Origin of the sequence: Planococcus faecalis (assembly GCF_002009235.1) — a bacterium.
Lineage (GTDB): Bacteria > Bacillota > Bacilli > Bacillales_A > Planococcaceae > Planococcus > Planococcus kocurii.
This window is the reverse complement of sequence record NZ_CP019401.1, coordinates 693,592-710,598: the sequence shown is the minus strand read 5'-3', so window position 1 is coordinate 710,598 and position 17,007 is coordinate 693,592. Positions and strand designations below refer to the sequence as shown.

Annotated in this window: 13 protein-coding genes; 2 read left to right on the top strand and 11 right to left on the bottom strand. The window is 37.8% G+C overall.

What is annotated here, in order from left to right:
- Positions 1-10: 10 nt before the first annotated feature.
- Positions 11-1,039 carry an ABC transporter substrate-binding protein gene (locus tag AJGP001_RS03570; protein WP_071153929.1) on the bottom strand — a complete coding sequence of 343 codons (1,029 nt, stop codon included), beginning with the start codon at positions 1,037-1,039 and terminating at the stop codon, positions 11-13.
- Between the two features lie 236 nt (positions 1,040-1,275).
- Positions 1,276-2,172: a glycerophosphodiester phosphodiesterase gene (locus tag AJGP001_RS03565; protein WP_071153930.1), complete on the bottom strand. Its 897-nt coding sequence runs from the start codon at positions 2,170-2,172 to the stop codon at positions 1,276-1,278.
- Between the two features lie 560 nt (positions 2,173-2,732).
- Between AJGP001_RS03565 and AJGP001_RS03560 the strand changes: the two genes are divergently transcribed.
- On the top strand, positions 2,733-3,464 hold the full coding sequence (locus AJGP001_RS03560) for a DUF6904 family protein (RefSeq protein WP_071153931.1): 732 nt from the start codon (positions 2,733-2,735) through the stop codon (positions 3,462-3,464).
- A 232-nt stretch (positions 3,465-3,696) separates the two neighbouring features.
- Here the strand turns inward: AJGP001_RS03560 and AJGP001_RS03555 are convergent, their stop codons facing one another.
- The 7 genes from AJGP001_RS03555 to AJGP001_RS03525 form a co-directional block, all read right to left on the bottom strand.
- Entirely contained in the window at positions 3,697-4,005 is a 309-nt protein-coding gene (locus AJGP001_RS03555) for a hypothetical protein (protein WP_071153932.1), read from the bottom strand.
- A 234-nt stretch (positions 4,006-4,239) separates the two neighbouring features.
- Entirely contained in the window at positions 4,240-5,484 is a 1,245-nt protein-coding gene (locus AJGP001_RS03550) for a TerD family protein (RefSeq protein ID WP_071153933.1), read from the bottom strand.
- A gap of 327 nt (positions 5,485-5,811) precedes the next feature.
- Positions 5,812-7,119, bottom strand: a complete 1,308-nt coding sequence (locus tag AJGP001_RS03545; protein WP_071153934.1) for a PQQ-dependent sugar dehydrogenase — start codon at positions 7,117-7,119, stop codon at positions 5,812-5,814.
- A 543-nt stretch (positions 7,120-7,662) separates the two neighbouring features.
- The gene (locus AJGP001_RS03540) at positions 7,663-9,129 is read right to left on the bottom strand and encodes a TerD family protein (RefSeq protein ID WP_078080160.1); all 1,467 of its coding nucleotides are present in this window, start codon (positions 9,127-9,129) and stop codon (positions 7,663-7,665) included.
- Positions 9,130-9,747: 618 nt separating this feature from the next.
- On the bottom strand, positions 9,748-10,314 hold the full coding sequence (locus tag AJGP001_RS03535) for a DUF4126 domain-containing protein (RefSeq protein ID WP_078080159.1): 567 nt from the start codon (positions 10,312-10,314) through the stop codon (positions 9,748-9,750).
- A gap of 375 nt (positions 10,315-10,689) precedes the next feature.
- A complete protein-coding gene (locus tag AJGP001_RS03530; protein WP_078080158.1) occupies positions 10,690-11,631 on the bottom strand; it encodes a hypothetical protein in 942 nt (313 codons plus the stop codon).
- 317 nt (positions 11,632-11,948) lie between these two features.
- Positions 11,949-12,680 (bottom strand): hypothetical protein, encoded by a 732-nt coding sequence (locus AJGP001_RS03525; RefSeq protein ID WP_071153936.1) that lies wholly within the window; start codon positions 12,678-12,680, stop codon positions 11,949-11,951.
- 493 nt (positions 12,681-13,173) lie between these two features.
- Between AJGP001_RS03525 and AJGP001_RS03520 the strand changes: the two genes are divergently transcribed.
- Positions 13,174-14,324, top strand: a protein-coding gene (locus AJGP001_RS03520; protein WP_143039535.1) for an IS3 family transposase whose coding sequence is annotated in 2 segments (ribosomal slippage) — positions 13,174-13,447 and positions 13,447-14,324 — 1,152 coding nt in all. Because the reading frame shifts where the segments join, the coding sequence is not laid out codon by codon here.
- 226 nt (positions 14,325-14,550) lie between these two features.
- Here AJGP001_RS03520 and AJGP001_RS03515 read toward each other — a convergent pair.
- Positions 14,551-15,771, bottom strand: coding sequence for a DUF262 domain-containing protein (locus tag AJGP001_RS03515; protein ID WP_071153939.1), 1,221 nt, complete (start codon positions 15,769-15,771; stop codon positions 14,551-14,553).
- Between the two features lie 16 nt (positions 15,772-15,787).
- A complete protein-coding gene (locus AJGP001_RS03510; protein ID WP_078080157.1) occupies positions 15,788-16,984 on the bottom strand; it encodes an FRG domain-containing protein in 1,197 nt (398 codons plus the stop codon).
- Positions 16,985-17,007: the final 23 nt, after the last annotated feature.

Genomic DNA, 17,007 nt, shown 5'->3' with positions numbered 1-17,007 from the left:
CTCTTTTTAATTATTGAAATCTATCTTTCCATTCGTTTCTTACACGGTCGTAGTTTTCGTTGACCCAATCAATATCAAGGTCCACCGCATTCTTTTTAACTTCTTCTAGCGTTAAATCTGTCTTAGATTCTACTTCTGAATTGATCGGAATATGATAAGCATCCGCCATGATTTGTTGAGCTTCTTCACTTAGTAAGTAGTCGATAAATGCTTTTCCGCCTTCTGGATTTGGTCCGCCTTCGATTAACGAAGCTGGGTTAACGAGGACTGGCGTTTTATCTGGAAGAATAAAATCAACGCTTTCGCCTGCATTCTTTTGCTCATATGCCATAAAGTCAAAACCAATTCCAATATGAGCTTCACCCATAGCAACGCCTTTTGTTGGAGCAGAACCTGAGTCAGGCATAGAGTTTGCTTGTTCAGCTAGTTTCTCGAAATATGCCCATCCTTCTTCTTCACCACGTTGCATTAACTGATCCATTACCATTAAAGTAGCTGTCCCTGAAGCTGCTGGGTTTGGAAATTGAATTTTGCCTTTCCATTTTGGATCAAGTAACTCATCCCACGTTTTTGGTGCTTCTTCTTCTGTTACAAGTTCTGTATTATAAGAGAATCCTAATACGAAAACTTCAACGCCAACGTATTTCCCATCACCGTGCTTCATCTTAATACCATCTTCTACTTCGCTCCAGTCAGCCGCAACATCTGGAATATAAGAAGCCAAAATCCCACGATCTACAGCCGCTTCAAAAGGAAGAATTCCTCCACCGCCGTACCAAACATCAGCTTTTGGATTATCTTTTTCTGCTAGCATTTGGTTGACAAGTACGTTTGTTCCAGCGTATTGTACATCAACTGGACTGCCGTTAAGCTCTTCGTATTTAGTAGCCAATTCTTTTGTAAACTCTGGTGTTTCAGGTGAATACAAGGTAATTCGTTCTCCCCCGCCTTCTCCACTATCGCCGCCTCCACCAGCACATCCTGCTAACACACTTGCTGATAACATTAATCCGACCATTAATCCTGAAACCTTCTTCATCCCAATTCCCCCTTATGGTTTAGTTGTTTTGCAGAAAAAAAGATGAACGCTGAACCAAGCCCCTATACTTAGGAACTTGCATTCAGGCGTTCATCTCATCGTCTCTGCCTCGTTATGCAACTAGCTAAAGTATACATTATATTCAGAATATTGCAAGCGCTTACTTGTTTTATTATTACAGATTGTTGATACTTATTCATCTTTTCCACATGTAGCCATTTGGTTGCAACTGCGTTTTATTTTTTCCCTTTCAATACTTCGTTTAAAAGATCAGGATAATTCGTAAACATTCCGGTTACTCCCCAGTCTAATAGTCGTTCCATGTCCTCCTTTGTATTCACTGTATACGGATGAATCAACAAATCATTTTCGCGAACTTTTTCTACATACGCTCTATCGATGCGCTTGAAACTTGGACCAACACCAATGGCATATTCTTTAATCTCAGCAATTTGTTCGTCTGTAATGGTTGCAGGACCCGAGTATGAAAGTAATTGAACCAATGGAACTTTCGGGTTTAATGCATGCATTTTCAATAAGCTTTCTTGGCTAAACGATTGAACCAAAAATTTACTAGATGGCGCATTCTGTCCAATCATTTTATATTTAGTAAGAACGCGCAGCAATTCTTCTTCCATACCTGGGTAAACTTCTGGCGCTTTTGTTTCGATATAATATCTTGCACCGCGACCGAATTCTTGAAAGACTTCTTCAAGAGTTGGCACTTTTAGACCAACATATTCTGCTTTTGCTTGCTCAGGATAAGCTTCGTTAAACCAAGAGCCAGCATCTAATTGCTTAATCTCTGCAAGTGTCATATCTTTTACGTAGCCTGTTCCGTTCGTCGTCCGATCTACTTTTTCATCATGCATAGCAATCAATACACCATCTTTTGTCATTTGTAAATCGATTTCAATATAATCGCCGTGCAGATCTTCTCCCAATTCATAAGAGACCAGTGTATGCTCAGGTGCATATCCGGAAGCTCCTCGATGAGCCACATTTAAAATCTTATTCGGATTCAACAAAGGCGCTTGTAATTTTGCAAAACTTGGCGTTGAACTAAACGTAAACACGGTACTGAGCAATAATAAAATCAATAAGCTATACGAAACCTTTTTCAAAGACTTCATCTCCCTATCTTTTTTTTGACCAATTGCACATTAGATCGACTATCACTAAACATTTTGTTCTCCGTGGCAAGAATAGCAATTTACATACTAAATTTTATGCTAATAAAATTCCTCCTTAAATTCCCAGATTAAAGAAACCATAATGAAAATACTCAAAATTGTCAAACTAATTTTAAATTATTCGACTTCTCAACTGCAAAATATGCTCTACATCCAGTCGACAAATTAGGAGGAATAAATTTTCTAAACAATTTATACAGCTGAATAACATCATTTTTCTTCCCAGGGAACGACACAGTTCTTGATAACTCAACTTCTGAAACATATCCATCAATTCGAGAGTATGACGTATCACTCTATGAAGAAAAACCTTTTACTACGGATTCTGATAGAGATAACTCGGAGAAATAATTTTAATGCGAACTGCCCACCTTTCCTCTTATAGAAAGGTGGGCAGTTTTATTTCATGGATACTGTGCTTTTTGTCATTTTTTCTTGTTACTCGTATGCAAAAGACTGATTTTTGCTACAATGGAGAAAAACCTCAAAGGAGACTTCACATGCTGCAAATCAACAATACCCCACATTACGCTGGCGTTACCGTTGCTGGCGACTACCAGGATCTTGACGAATTATACGAAGCGCTGCACCTAATCGTTGGTGAAGAAGGTGAACTGCCTGCATACGACTCTGTCCGGATTCGGGTGCTTGGTGTCTGTTACGATATCCGTCACGCGATGATGGGCGGCCGCGGTGCAACTGCTGTGCCCAATGGCTTCGATAAAGAACGGGCTCGCTACATGCCAATTATCGGCCCTGACACCAATATCTACCTAACCTTTGAAGTCATGTGGCCGGAATTACTGTTCGTTTCCTTTTCACTCAATGATTTTATTGAACTCTATGAAAAGCGTAGCAACACTCACCCCTGGGACCCGACCATCATTGCCGTCCGTAAATTTCAAGGGGCCGTTGCGCGTTGCTTGCAAGAAACCTTATCCGAATCAAAATATGGCCACCTCAAAAAGTATATCCGCCCTTATATGAACTATACGTACGGCCTTTACCACAACTACGCGACTCAATACGTCGATCACTTGAATATCAAGTTTTTGAAAATGAAGCCAGAAAGACGCCTGGCCAACATCAGCATTATGGCAAAGCGTCTCGGTGAACTGGACCATCTCTATATAAATGCAAGAGTAGGGATTATGGATGCCGCCCGCGACTTGAATGTGCCTGAATCGGAAATCCGATTTAACGAAGAGTATCCGGAAGACTTTGAGTGGTGAGGCGGCTGTCGCTTTATATGACGAAATCTTTTCGAAGATATGCAGTATTGTTTGTGCTGTTCCCAGCAGTCTCCACACATTCCATGTGTCCCGTACAATTCATTGTAGTGTAGGAACCGTTTAGAATGGTTTCTCTCTTTAGGACAGGACATTAACTGACCAGATAGCCAAACAAAAAGAACCTTGAGGTTGTCAAGGTTCTTTTTGCAATTATATATATTAAGCATTTAATTTATATTGCTCTGTCATACATGCTGTTCTCAGTTGTTAGTTCATTCAATTCGGCAATAACAACCTTAGGGGTGGAAGGGTCAAATACTGTAGAAATATAGCTAACTGTAAAAGTATAGGTAGCTTTTATACGGAAGTTTTGATATTCAGGTGAATTTTCTGTGGTCATCCAATAAAGGACATTGCCATCTGTATCCACCAAAGCGACTACGCGGTGTTCGTCATTTTTAAAGCACGACAAAAGCTTAAGATCCCTCGTATATTTCTTCCCTTTTTCAAATCCGTTCACTTCTTTGATCGCAAGCACCATCGAAATACACCTCATTCTATAGTGGTATGCATTTAATACAACAGAACTTATGTTCGGTTACCAGTCAGAAGGTGAAAAAAGTGTGAATATTTCGTATTTTAAAGATCAAAGAGTTAATTTAAACTAACTCCCATACTTTTTCGCATGCTTAATAGTCGACAAAATGAGTAGGCGTGTAAATAAAAAACTGTTTCTGTCACCAGTTCCCTCATCTCCATTCAAGAATCAGTTCCATTACTTCGACCCGGCACTCCAGTTCATCCCCCACTTAAACGCTCTATCCATTTCTTTATGGCCATTAAAGTATTCGACTACTTTTTTTACGCTCATCGTTTCATTGTTCACATTTTCGAGAAGCGCGATCGCACACATTCTCTTGCCTTTTCGGTGTTCATCGAGACGAACCTCAATGTCCGGTCCGCTTTGCTGTTTCATCGTCACAACGCCATCCACTTCTGACCAATTCGCTGCGCCTTCGTAGATGAACGCATAGACAAGAAGTCTTTTGAATTTAGTGATTTTATTGCCATTGATTCGTAGATTTTCGCCGCCTTTTATGGCCCCTGTCCGATCATCCTGGTCCAGTGCAATATATGGTTCGCTACTTAAGTTCCCAAAACCATTTCCGAGAGCCTGAACAGTTCCTTTATAGCCATCTTCCAGTTCAAAGAGGCAGCCTAGATCCAAATCGACAGAAGAGCCTGCGCCTAGGACTGAAGACAAAAATCCTTTGGCTGTTTTCTGATTCCAATTTAAATTGACAAGGATTTCTCCAAGTGGGGCATTCGTTTTGTTTAAATTGATTTTATCTCCGGTCTTTTTCAGCTCTACTTTCGTAAGATTAATCGAAGCGGTTGCTGGCTGTTTTACCGGCTCTGCTTGCGTTGGTGCTTTTTGAAAGAAATCGAGACCCGCCTGAAAGTGATAGCTTTTGCATAGCTCAGCTAGTCCGTCACTAGAACTTTGTCCAATAGCAGCAAACTTCCATTCCCCGTTATGCACATAGATTTCACCCGCAATGACGCCCGTTCCTGTTAAAGAATCTTTTCCTAATTCGTACCTATGTAATTGTTGTCCATTTTCCGCATTATCGATTTGAACGTAAGCGTTTGCCACTTGGCCGAAGTCCTGTTTTTTGGATTCTCCATCATACAAATGGATGGCTAAGACAACTTTTTTAATACCAGAAGAAATCTTCTTTAAATCAATAATGATCTCCTCGTCATCCCCGGCACCTTCACCTGTACGATTATCCTTAGTTAATTGAACTGCACCATCCACACTTTTCAAGTTGTTGTAAAAAACAAGGCCTTCTTTCCCTGCAAGCTCCCCTGCTTCATTGACCAACAATGCAGAAACATCTAAATCAAAGTGGCGACCATGGCTACCAGTATCCCAGCCGAGTCCCACCTTGATTTTTGTCAGTGCAGGATTCGCTTTTGTTAAATCCACCTTTTGTCCTTTTACTAAAACTACCATTAAGATTCCTCCTTTTAGTTACTTAAATCTATTCCCTAATTTTACTATAATACATGTTGAATTTTGTTTACAGAATTTTAAAAAGCAGTTTCTCAGAAACACCACCATCAACAAAATATATACAGCTATTTCCTTATTTAAATTATCCAGTATCATGCATTGTTAAAGTTGTTTTTCCACAGAGGCAAACTTCAATAATGTTATTACCTGCATAGGCAACAAAAAAGAAGCAGGCAATCATGAATTTCCACGATTGCCTGCTTCTTTAATATTTTCAAGCGTCTTAAGATCTTGATATAAGCTTAAGTGCTTTTAGAGAATCATAACTTATTCTCCTGCTGCAGACATTTTATAAACCTTACCACCATCCGTGATGGCAATAAGCGCGCCATCTTCCGTTACAAGAATATCACGGAAACGTTCGCCTTCATCAGTTAATAGACGTTCTTCTCCCACGATGGTGTCTCCTTCAATAACGACACGTGCAATATAGCTCGACACCAACCCACCGATAAACAAGTTGTTCTCCCATTCAGGAATTGCGTCGTTATCATAGAATGAACTACCACTTGGCGCACTTGTTGGATCCCAATAATAGCGTGGTTCCACAAAGCCTTGCGCCTCGTGTTCTGAAACACCCCCATTGATCAATTCACCCGTGTACTCGATACCATAAGAAACAATTGGCCATCCGTAGTTATTCCCCGGTTCAACAATATTCAGTTCATCCCCAGCTTGTGGACCGAATTCAACAATCCATAAGTCTCCTGTTTCAGGGTGGAAGTCTATCCCTTGAATATTACGGTGACCGTAGCTGTAAATACCATCCAATGCGTCTTCATCTTCGATAAATGGATTCGACTCTACGGGTTCTCCGTCTTGTGTAAGGTGAATGACTTTACCTAGATAAGCATCTAAGTCTTGTGCACGTTCGCGAATTGGATCATCTGAACGCTCACCCGTTGTTAAGAATAGGTTGCCATCCTCGTCAAAGATAATACGTCCGCCATAGTGTAAGGTACCTTCATATGCTGGTGTCGCTTGGAAGATCACTTCAAAATCTTCTAGTGAAGCTTCATCTTCTGATAATACACCTTTACCGACAGCAGTTACCGTACCCCCTTCAACATCTTGAGCAAACGTCATAAAGACTAACCTTGTTTCGTCAAAATCAGGTGCAACCGCTACATCAAGTAAACCACCTTGATCTTCGTTATTTACTTCGGGTGTCCCTTCGATTGGATCTGAAACAGTGCCATCTTCAAGGTTTACAATCAAAAGTTCTGCTGCATCTCGTTGCGTCACAAGTAAGCGATTGGGTTCAAACTCTACCATCCCCCAAGATACGCCAAGCCCCTCAACAACCACTTCTGTCTCAATTTCTGTTTCAGTCTTTACTGCAGGTGCTCGTGTTTGTTCTGGAAATGCCGGTTCAAACTCCGTAACTTTTGGTTGAGATTCCGCACTTTCATTAGCACTTTCTTCAGTGCCCTCGTCAACACCTTCTTCTGTTGGAGCATCCGAATCATCAGGGGATTCTTCGTTTGAAGTATCATCATTTCCGCATGCTGCCAAAGTCAATACGAACATCAGCATCGTAAAGAACATTAATTTCGAACATGAAATTTTCGCCATCGTTTTTCCTCCCTTTTTTATATTTTTAAACTGAATCACTATTAAATTCAGTTCATAAAAACCAATTACCAGAAATTGATTAAGAGCTGCATATTATGGTTAAAAACTCCCTTATATATCAACTTTCCCTTAAAACCACTCCAACAAACAGATTTATTTAGCACAAATGAAGTATTTGCATTATCTGGTTGTCGTAACGCAATACTTTTCACTTATATTGATTTCACCTCGCTAAGAATACTGATTTTTTTAGCACGCCATTTCTAGTGAGTGTTCGCTGGATTCGGTACAGTTCTCATAAATTTATAAAAGCTAAAAGGATCAAAAAAACACACCCGTAGTGTTGATGCAGTGGGTGTGAGAATGTATAGGATATAAATTGTCGTGTATTGTAAAAATCGTTTAGAATTCTTTCCCATGGGCGCGATTTAAATTTTTAATAAAACTCAACAATAACCTCATTCACTTCATCACCGCTTAAGAACGACTTCAGAACTTCCTCTGTTCTTTTGTCTGCTTCCGTTAAAAAACCCTGACTGATTTTCATGCTAACTGAACTCCAAAGTTGGTGCACAATTGCTGAATATCAGACTGATAACCGTTTCCGACTGCCGTGAACTTCCAATCTTCGTTGTAACGATAGATTTCCCCAACTATCAGACAAGTCTCCGGACCACCACCATTGGCCAAATCAAACTGGAACATTTCCTCCCCGGTTTCTGCATTCGTCATCCGGATAAAGACATTGTTCACCATGCTGAAATTCTGCTCTCGAGTTAAAGCATCGTAGATCGTTACAATAAACACAATTTTTTCTACTTCGCTTGATACTTTATCCAGTTCCACGAAGACCGTTTCAGTATTGTTTCCTGCAGTACGACTATCCTTCAATAAATTCGTGCTGCCATCTGGCGATTGAGGGTTGTTGTAGAATATAAAAAATTCTTCCTTCGGCACTTTTTGATTTTCATTCAAAAGGAATACATGAACGTCAAGATCGAACTCTGTTCCTTGCTGGCCGCTGACATCCCAGCCCAGTCCGACTTTGAGCTTCGTTAGCGGAGGGTCATCCATAGTTAAGGAGACACGCTCACCTTTTCGTAATGATGGCCTCTTAGTCGGAGGAGGTGTCGTTTCAATTTCCACCAATTTGGTCCCTGGTTCTGCTGATTGAGGGGCTGACACTTCCGGTTCTTTCTCAGTAGGCTTATCTTCTTTCACTTTCGAATCGGCTGGTGTTTCCGGTGCTACTTCTCCAGCCGGCACAGTAGTTGGGCTATCCAATTGTTCTACTCGCTCATTAGACATAATGATGGACTCGTCGATAATGCTCAAATCCAATCTGTTCGCTCCTACCTGCTTGGCAATTGCCGTCGCTTTTTCAATCACTTTCTTTGTAACAGCATGTGGGTAAAAGTCTTTGACAACCAATTTGATGAATTCAGGCGGAAGTTCTTCAAGTGTCTTCTTAAATGAGGTGAGCAGTTTATCCCGGAAGATAATTTCCTCAGTGGCTTCTCGAATGCTGTTTGCTGATATCTTCGTGTAACTGAGTAAATTCAAGAAGTAAAAATCATAATCCGTGAGATTTAAAACATCTAAGGAGTAAAAGGGTTCGATATCCATTAGATTTTCATAGTAGAAGTCCGTAAAAAAGTGATAATTTCGTCCGTCTGTAATGATTCCCAGTTGTACTTCCGGTGTGGAATTATAGTATTTCTGCAGTTGATGGTAATGCCTTTTAATATTAGTATTTAAAGGCTTGGCCTCAATGATGATTTTGAAGTCACCCAAATCCAATGCATAATCCACTTTGTCGTTGTTCCCCCGTAGATTAGCCGGCTTGAACTCATGCTTCAAGACATTCGGATCTGTTATGTCGTATCCGAGTGAAGTGAGGAAGGGAAGAATAAGAAAGTGCTTCGTTGTCTGTTCATTAAAGGTCATGTCTTCATTGGTGAGAATCTTCTTTAAATTATCAATTGATTTTTGTGCAGAAGTATCGAGCATATGCCTCTCTCCTTTAGTTTTACTTGTTCCCGCTTACCATCTTAACTCATTGTAACATTTCTCCGACAGAGGTAATTAATGTAAAGCTGTTTTATATAAACAATCTTAAAGAAAAAAGAGAGGGATTACCAAATAGTCCCTATGTTACAAACAATTCAAACACAATTTATACGAATGAATAGAATCGAAAAACCACATCTGAAATGTTAGTGCATCGAGTGTGGCAATGTATGGATTATAAATTGTTGTATATCGTCAGAATCTTTTAGAATACTTTTTAACACAGGGTCGTGATTTTTAATTACCAGAATTTGATTAAGAGCTGCATATTATGGCTAAAAACTCCCTTATATACCAACTTTCCCTTAAAACCACTCCAACAAACCGATTTATTTAGCATAAATGAAGCATTTGCATTATCTGATTGTCGGATCGCACCGTACAATTCCTACACAACTTATAGAGAGGAATAAAATCAAAAAAACCACACTCGCAATGTTGAAGCAGCGGGTGTGGCATTTTATAGAGTATAAATTGTTGTGTATTGTCGGAATATTTTAGAGTTTTTTCTTTCCCAGGGACGCGTTTTTGCCATGAAATTTAGTTCCTCATATAGGCTTAAACAGTATTATGATCATTCTTCTGCCGTTTTCGCTTAGGGTAATAAATGAAAATCAGCAGTGGAATCAGCACAACAAAAACAATGGCCAGCACCGGAATCAGGAAAATGGCAATCGGTACTGTCGTTGCAGTTACATCTTCCGCAACGGCGACAGCAGGACTGAGCAGCGCGGTTTCGCTTACCCCTTTAACAGCAGTCACCACAGTATGTGATGCCGTGGCAACTCCCCCGCCGCCAATAATGGCGATGCTCCATTCAAGCAGCGGATTCATATCTCCGATGAATGACGCTGTCAGCAGGATACCTGCAAGTGCCGCGATCGGTGTGGCAATAAGTTTCATCATCGACCCGACAGCCGGAATATAATTGACCGCTATTTCAAATACGATTGCCGCTCCGAAAGCAATCAATGCAGGGGTGCTGCCGAGCCAGCTAAATCCTTCTGACACGGTAATCCAGTCTGCCCGTTCAAAAACACCGGTTATAAATAAAGGCGTAAAAATCCGGAATCCAACTGTTGCGCTTAAAGCAAGCCCGATGCATATTGCAAGAATCATCTCCATAAGAAGGTCCACTCCTATCCAAAGACTTTTCACCATTATATAGGAGAAGTTTATTAAGCGCTCGTTAAAATTTCATCTCAGGGAGCGGAACAATTTGCAAACAATTTATACAGATGAATTGTCCCCGGACCTTCCCTGTGTACCGCACAATTTCTACACAATTCATAGAGATGAATAAAATCAAAAAACCACACCTGCAATGTTTAAGCAGCAGGTGTGGAAATGTATAGCATATAAATTGTCGTGTATTGTCAGAATCTTTTAGATTTTTTTACACAGGGGCACATTTTTATTTATTTAATCTCTATACTTAATCTGCATCAATTTTTGTCAATGTTATCTCCACAATAAAAATCCCATTATCATCAACATCTGCTACTTCATCATTGTTAATATAATTGTTTTTTTCAATATAATCCCATCATTAATAAAAGTGTATAGATTATTTCTATCTATTCTTTTTTTAGAAGGATAAGTTAAAGATTTCCCCATTAATTTTTGTCTACTATTATCCAATATATCATGGATGATCATTGACCAAGAGCAATTATAGACGTGTCCTTTCTTTAAATAAGGAGTTCTATTTTGAGCTGTAAATCCGTAAAGCGGAAGTCCTCTTTTTTGCAAAAGCATTTGAACTAATTCTCCACTAAGTCGATCTGTGCACTGTATCACATCTACATTTTTTGCGCCAGATTGCTTTCTAATTGCTACAGCATCTCCTAGCAGCAGGTCTGTTTTTAACGGTTTTGACGTTCTTTTCGCTTCTTTGATCAATAAATACTTTGCTCCTTGATGATGTCCTCTTGCAGGAACGCCAGTATCTATGAAGCTTAGTTTTCTTTCTACGTCTTTTAAATGACCTCCAGTATATTTGTAATGCTCCCAATCATTGTACAACCTGTATTGAGAATCACTTTTTTGAATAATAATATCACTACTAGAATTTGATTGTTTTTTTGCTTGCAGCAAGAGGGCTTGCTGAAATATTTCTCCCTTAAGCTTAGAAGAGTCTTTTTCTTGAACTACAAATAGCAGATCCCCAATTTCACTTCCTTTCTTTACTTTTGGTAGATTTTGAATTCTTAAATAAGGTGTCTGATGACAGAATGAGGTTTGCACACTAACTTTATAACCCTTATTGATTAAAAACGCTCCCCAGAGTTTCATAATTTTATATGCTCCAAATGTTGCAATACTAGCAGTAACACTCACCTCATTGCGTTTTCCCAATCTATGAACTTTTTTACACGCATATGTTAATGCAGTATCGGCATACTTTTCAAGAGTATTCTGTTCATTTTTTGTAAGTTTCATATTTCCTCCTAGAAACGTTTAAGATTTATCATAAAATAAGACTTTGATTCACCAGAAATGACACAATTCATGATACTTCTATTTCCTGCGTAAAACTCCAGGCTCCTGTACCGCAAAACTCTTAATATTTCGTCCCAGGGAGCGGAACAATTTGCAAACAATTTATACAGATGAATAATATGAAAAAGCTGCACCTTCAACATAGAAACAACGGGTGCAGCAATGCATAGATTATAAGTTGCAGTGTATTGTCAAAATCGTTTAGAATCGTTTCTTTCCCAGGGACGCGTTTTTTTACACAAGGGCACGGTTTTTCATTATAGAGACGTGGTTTTCATTGACCTTCTTTTCACTATTCCACGTCGATATTTATTAATCATTTTACTTCTATAAGATTTATACGATCTTTTATGCAAATTATTCCTTTGTTGTTCAATAACTTTATAATGAATATCAAAGTTTCTCTCAAAAGTTGAAGGTGAGACGGCTAAATCATGAATTACCTGAGCTAAGCTCTTAAATAATTTTACTTTCAATTGTAATGTAACTATATTCTCTTTTCTAATCATTCCTGTAGATTTCTTGGAAAATGATTTTAAATCGCTAGTAAAAGCATATGTCCATTGTCCATGAGCAATTTTATTGCGAATTTCTATCGAATTTAATAAATCATCTTCTATCAGATTAATCAGTTCTAAATACCTTATTTTTGGGGTAAAAGAAAGCTTTTTTTGAATTTCTAACTTATTATTTGTTAAATTGATATTATTTGCTTTGCAAACAGAATAATTTAACGCTGTTATCCATTTATCTTTTAGGGTAGAAGCAGATAAAACATCCTCAATTTCTTCTGTAGAAAATACACTCGGCTCATGAGCTAGCTTCGATATTCTCACCTCTGTCCAGCAAGTCGTTAAATAAGAAAATAGCCTAGTATATATTTCTTCATTTTTTTTATTCTCTGTAGAAATATATCTTCTGAGATCGACTTGAATAATCTTAATTCCTTCTTCAATTTGTTTCAAATTCTCACAATGCATTTTATACAATCAAATCACCTCTTATAATTCCCAGTCGTCAAAAGATATAAGGTACATACTATGACTATATCCTTTGACCACTGGGAATCGAACCCAGCTAGACTCCCTTACGGGCGTGTTTCCATTACACCATGATCCTATTCACTATTATATAGGAACTCTTTCATAAACACACTAATTTAATTAATTATTCTAAATTTTATTTATAAACTGAAATTTTACTGAAAGGAATAAACTCAACTACATATCAACACTTCCCTATTTTCAATATATTTCATAAATAATTTACACAGATAAATACTATGAAAAACCCTATACGTATGTTGATGTGACAGGGTGAGTATTGCGGATTAAAAAAGCCACTTGTGCGGAGTATCAGACCAGTGAATGCATAGAAGAGAGCCACCGGAAAAAATTAGAGTGACCCAGTAAAATGAGACAAGGAAAAAGCACCCCCAACGTCGTATGTAGTATAAACGACAAACTGGAGGTGTTTTTCTGTATGGGTTCAAAAAAGCGATTCTATCCGGAGGAAATAAAACTAGAGGTCATTCAGATGAAATTGAGCGGGGACTATACCAATGCCGAAATCATGGAGGTCCACCAAATTAAAAGTGTGACGCAGATTAAGAGGTGGATGCAGTGGTACCGAGAAGGCGAAGTACATCGGCTCGCTCAGTCTATCGGAAAACAATACAGCTTCAATGCGGAGTTGAGTGAAATCGATGAATTGCGGAAAAAAGTACTGTATTACGAAATGAAAGAGGAACTGATGGGAAAGTATCGCGAACTGGAAAGGAGGTGGAACCGGCCCTCTTCCTAGAGTTGGTGGACTTGTTTAAAGCGAAATATTCCATCACGATGATCTGTGAATGCATGGGCGTCCCTCGCTCTACTTATTATCGTTGGTGCCATAAAGAGATTGGGATGACCGAGTTAGAAAAAGAAATTCTCGCCATCTGTGAACAACTGAAATTCCGTATCGGTCACCGAACGGTGAGAGGCCTGTTGAAAAATAACGGCACCAAGTTGAATCGGAAGACGGTGCAGCGGATTATGCAGAAATATAATCTCCAGTGCCGAGTCAAACCAAAGAGAGCGAAGAAAATGGCGGGAGAAAGCAACCTGATCGTCCCTAATTTATTGGAACAGAATTTCAAATCAGACGCCCCCAATCAAAAATGGGTGACGGATATTACGTATCTCCCTTTCGGGGAGAGCATGCTTTACTTATCGACGATTCTAGATTTGTATAATAACGAGATAATTGCCTACAAAGTCAGTGATACACAAAATGCCCAGCTTGTGCTGGATACGCTGGAAATGGCTTGCCAGAAACGGCATACGGCCGGAACCATCCTGCACAGTGATCAAGGCGCCCAGTACACATCGCGCGCATTTCAACTGACGACAAAAGAAAACGGCATTATCACCAGCATGTCCCGCAAAGGAAACTGCTTTGATAACGCCGTCATTGAATCCTTCCACTCCTCGCTAAAGTCGGAAGAATTCTATACCCTGGAAAGGGTACGCCTAACCAATGCCATTGTACAACAAAAAACAGAAGATTACATGTATTATTACAACTACATCCGACCGTTCCAAAAACTAAACTGCCATTCCCCGATTGAGTATCGGACAATGGCAGCCTAGGTGCTTTTTCTAGTGTCTCAAATCACTGGGTCAGTTCAATGCGCAAACGGTGGCTCTTTCTTCCGCAATGGGTGGATTGATTTTACGCATAGCTGGCTCATTCACAGTACAATATTCAATAGGGCATGTCCACGTATAGATTATAGATTTTAATGCATTGTCAAAAATCGTTTAGAATCGTTTCTTTCCCAGGGACGCGATTTAGTTAGATTTTTTACGTTAGTACTTAGTTTCCAATTCGCTTAAGTAATTCTTGGATTTCTTGTCCCTTATTAGATTTAAAAATTAAAGAGTCAAATTCCTTTCTATCTACTCTGTTCTTTATGAATAAGTAATTCAATATACTTTTCATATTTGTACTAGAAGCATTATATTCAGCATCACCTAAAGGACTTAAATTGAGAAATTCTTTTACTTCGATAATAAAGTTTGAATGCTCCACATTAACTTCGTAAAAGTACTTGATTAAGGATAGAACAATTGAGACACCTACATGGAATTTAACCATTCTTTTGTCCGAATCTTTAAAAACACTAGTGGAAAATGGGTACTCAATTTCATTAGCTAATTTTAAAATCATTTGATTGAAACTATTGAGGTTTTCCTTAGTTTCAATCAAATTTTCATCTTGATTCACTTTAAAAAGCTGGGATTTTTCTCTTAAGAAATTTGTAGAGATTTTAACTCCATCTTTTGCAGTCAAATCTGGTCCATATTCTAGAATACTTAATATTATACAAATTTCTTGATGGTTTTTTTGCTTTTCTTTTCTATGTTTTGTTATATTGTAAACATTTGATAATTCATAGTAACACTTACTTTTCTCTTTATTAGCTGAAATAACATTTATATAATTACTAATAAATTGACTAGTATTAGAAAAATAAGTAGCCATAGCTATTTCTTGTGCTTCTAAAGGCTTAGTATTGCGATTATATCTTTTAAAAAGTTCAATTTCTATTTCATCATCCTCAAAAGGATCAAATTCTAATATTGATAAATGACTTCCTAATATCTTTATCTTATCCTTTTTGTCTAGTTCCGAAAACTTTCTATTTACATATCTTTCATCAAAGTTTAAAAGTGTTAAGCCTTTTAATGCAAACTCATCTTTGACGTATCTATAGATTGCGGTTAGTCGATGTTGTCCATCCATAACGTGTCTTACTTGAACTCCCTCTTTACTTGCTCTTACTAGAAATATCTCTGGAATTGGTATTTCTAATAATAATGATTCAATAATTGAACTTTCCTCTTGAGGGGTTGATCTATATTGTCTCTGATAATCTGGACTTAGCACTATACCTTGAAGTACATCTAGTAAATCATCATCGGTAATATTTCCTGGACCAATTTTAATATACTTTTCACCTTTTTCAATAAAACTAATCACATCCTGCACCGAAATTAAAGGACGCTGGGATTTTATTTTGATAGATTGATTCATTTTAGTAGACCTCCATTCACTTTTCTTCATGTGAAAACTTTATAGTCTTTACTAAGTTATCAATATCAGGATAAATGTTTTCAAAAGTAATTCCTAAATTGAATAGCTCAGTTAAAATTAATTTTTTTGCATCTTTTTTTATAATTGCTATTCTAGAATGATTTGTAAGCATGTTTTGTAAGTCATTATTTGGCTCCACTTTCAAAAAGCATCCTTTTTGAAAGTGGATTCTATCATGTGAATTTCCAACTTTCACAAAATACGATTGATCGGCATAGGAAGCTTCTTTTGTATGCTTAAAGTTAGAGTCAGAAAAATCAACTAATTTAATTTCCTCTTTTATCACATTCTGATGATAAGAAACTGCGTCAACAAAATAAACAATTGAATGATTTTTTTCGTATGAATATTCTTCTACTGCAAATAATAAAGAGGTTAAATGTGCTTCTGTAAAATCTAAGTAATTCGTTGGCAACCCATAATGCTGTCCATAAGCCCTTATTTCTTCTGGAACTTTATCTTTAATTGTAGAATCATAGAAAGCTACTTTTTGCTTGAACTGAGATTCATATGAATGTGAATGTACTTTAAATGTGGAACTATGTATTCGATGCAAAGAAGGCTTCAACTCGAAGGAACAATCTTTTTGGCCTCTCGATACGTAATTAGTTGAGTTATCAAAAGCAGAAACATAATCAATATAGTCACTTACATTTCCAATTAATTTAACGTTCTCGATAGGTACACCGAATTTTGTAGCCCATGTATCTTCTACGTTAACATCATCCCATGCTGTTGCTTCTTCGACCAACTTGGTTATTTCACTATCCGCTCCTACTTTAAACTCTAAGGACATTTTTTCATCACTTAAATCAATTGAAAATTCTTCTGGAAGTCCAAGTTGTACCAAAAAGGTCTTATACTTGTTTAACTCATCTCCAACTAATTTCGATGTATTTTCTTCGTCTCTTTTTTCTACAGATAGAATGTTTTTAACTTCAGTTAAAATTTTAAAAAACCTTTCAAATCTCTCTTCTTCTAAATTTAGTTTCAATACCTCATTCTTAATTTCCTGATCAGTAATCGAAATAATATCATGTATATTTTCTATATTTGAAATCAGTTCTTTTATCGATTCTTCTTGACCTTCTATAAATTCCCTTTCATGCTTAGACACATAATCAATAGCTTTATTAATTAATTCTATGCGCACACTAAATTCACCCTTTCAAGAAA

Coding starts and splice junctions, on each gene's coding strand:
- AJGP001_RS03570 (WP_071153929.1), bottom strand. CDS start 1,039: ATGAAGAAGGTTTCAGGATTAATGGTCGGATTAATGTTATCAGCAAGT.
- AJGP001_RS03535 (WP_078080159.1), bottom strand. CDS start 10,314: ATGGAGATGATTCTTGCAATATGCATCGGGCTTGCTTTAAGCGCAACA.
- AJGP001_RS03555 (WP_071153932.1), bottom strand. CDS start 4,005: ATGGTGCTTGCGATCAAAGAAGTGAACGGATTTGAAAAAGGGAAGAAA.
- AJGP001_RS03540 (WP_078080160.1), bottom strand. CDS start 9,129: ATGCTCGATACTTCTGCACAAAAATCAATTGATAATTTAAAGAAGATT.
- AJGP001_RS03560 (WP_071153931.1), top strand. CDS start 2,733: ATGCTGCAAATCAACAATACCCCACATTACGCTGGCGTTACCGTTGCT.
- AJGP001_RS03545 (WP_071153934.1), bottom strand. CDS start 7,119: ATGGCGAAAATTTCATGTTCGAAATTAATGTTCTTTACGATGCTGATG.
- AJGP001_RS03530 (WP_078080158.1), bottom strand. CDS start 11,631: ATGAAACTTACAAAAAATGAACAGAATACTCTTGAAAAGTATGCCGAT.
- AJGP001_RS03515 (WP_071153939.1), bottom strand. CDS start 15,771: ATGAATCAATCTATCAAAATAAAATCCCAGCGTCCTTTAATTTCGGTG.
- AJGP001_RS03565 (WP_071153930.1), bottom strand. CDS start 2,172: ATGAAGTCTTTGAAAAAGGTTTCGTATAGCTTATTGATTTTATTATTG.
- AJGP001_RS03550 (WP_071153933.1), bottom strand. CDS start 5,484: ATGGTAGTTTTAGTAAAAGGACAAAAGGTGGATTTAACAAAAGCGAAT.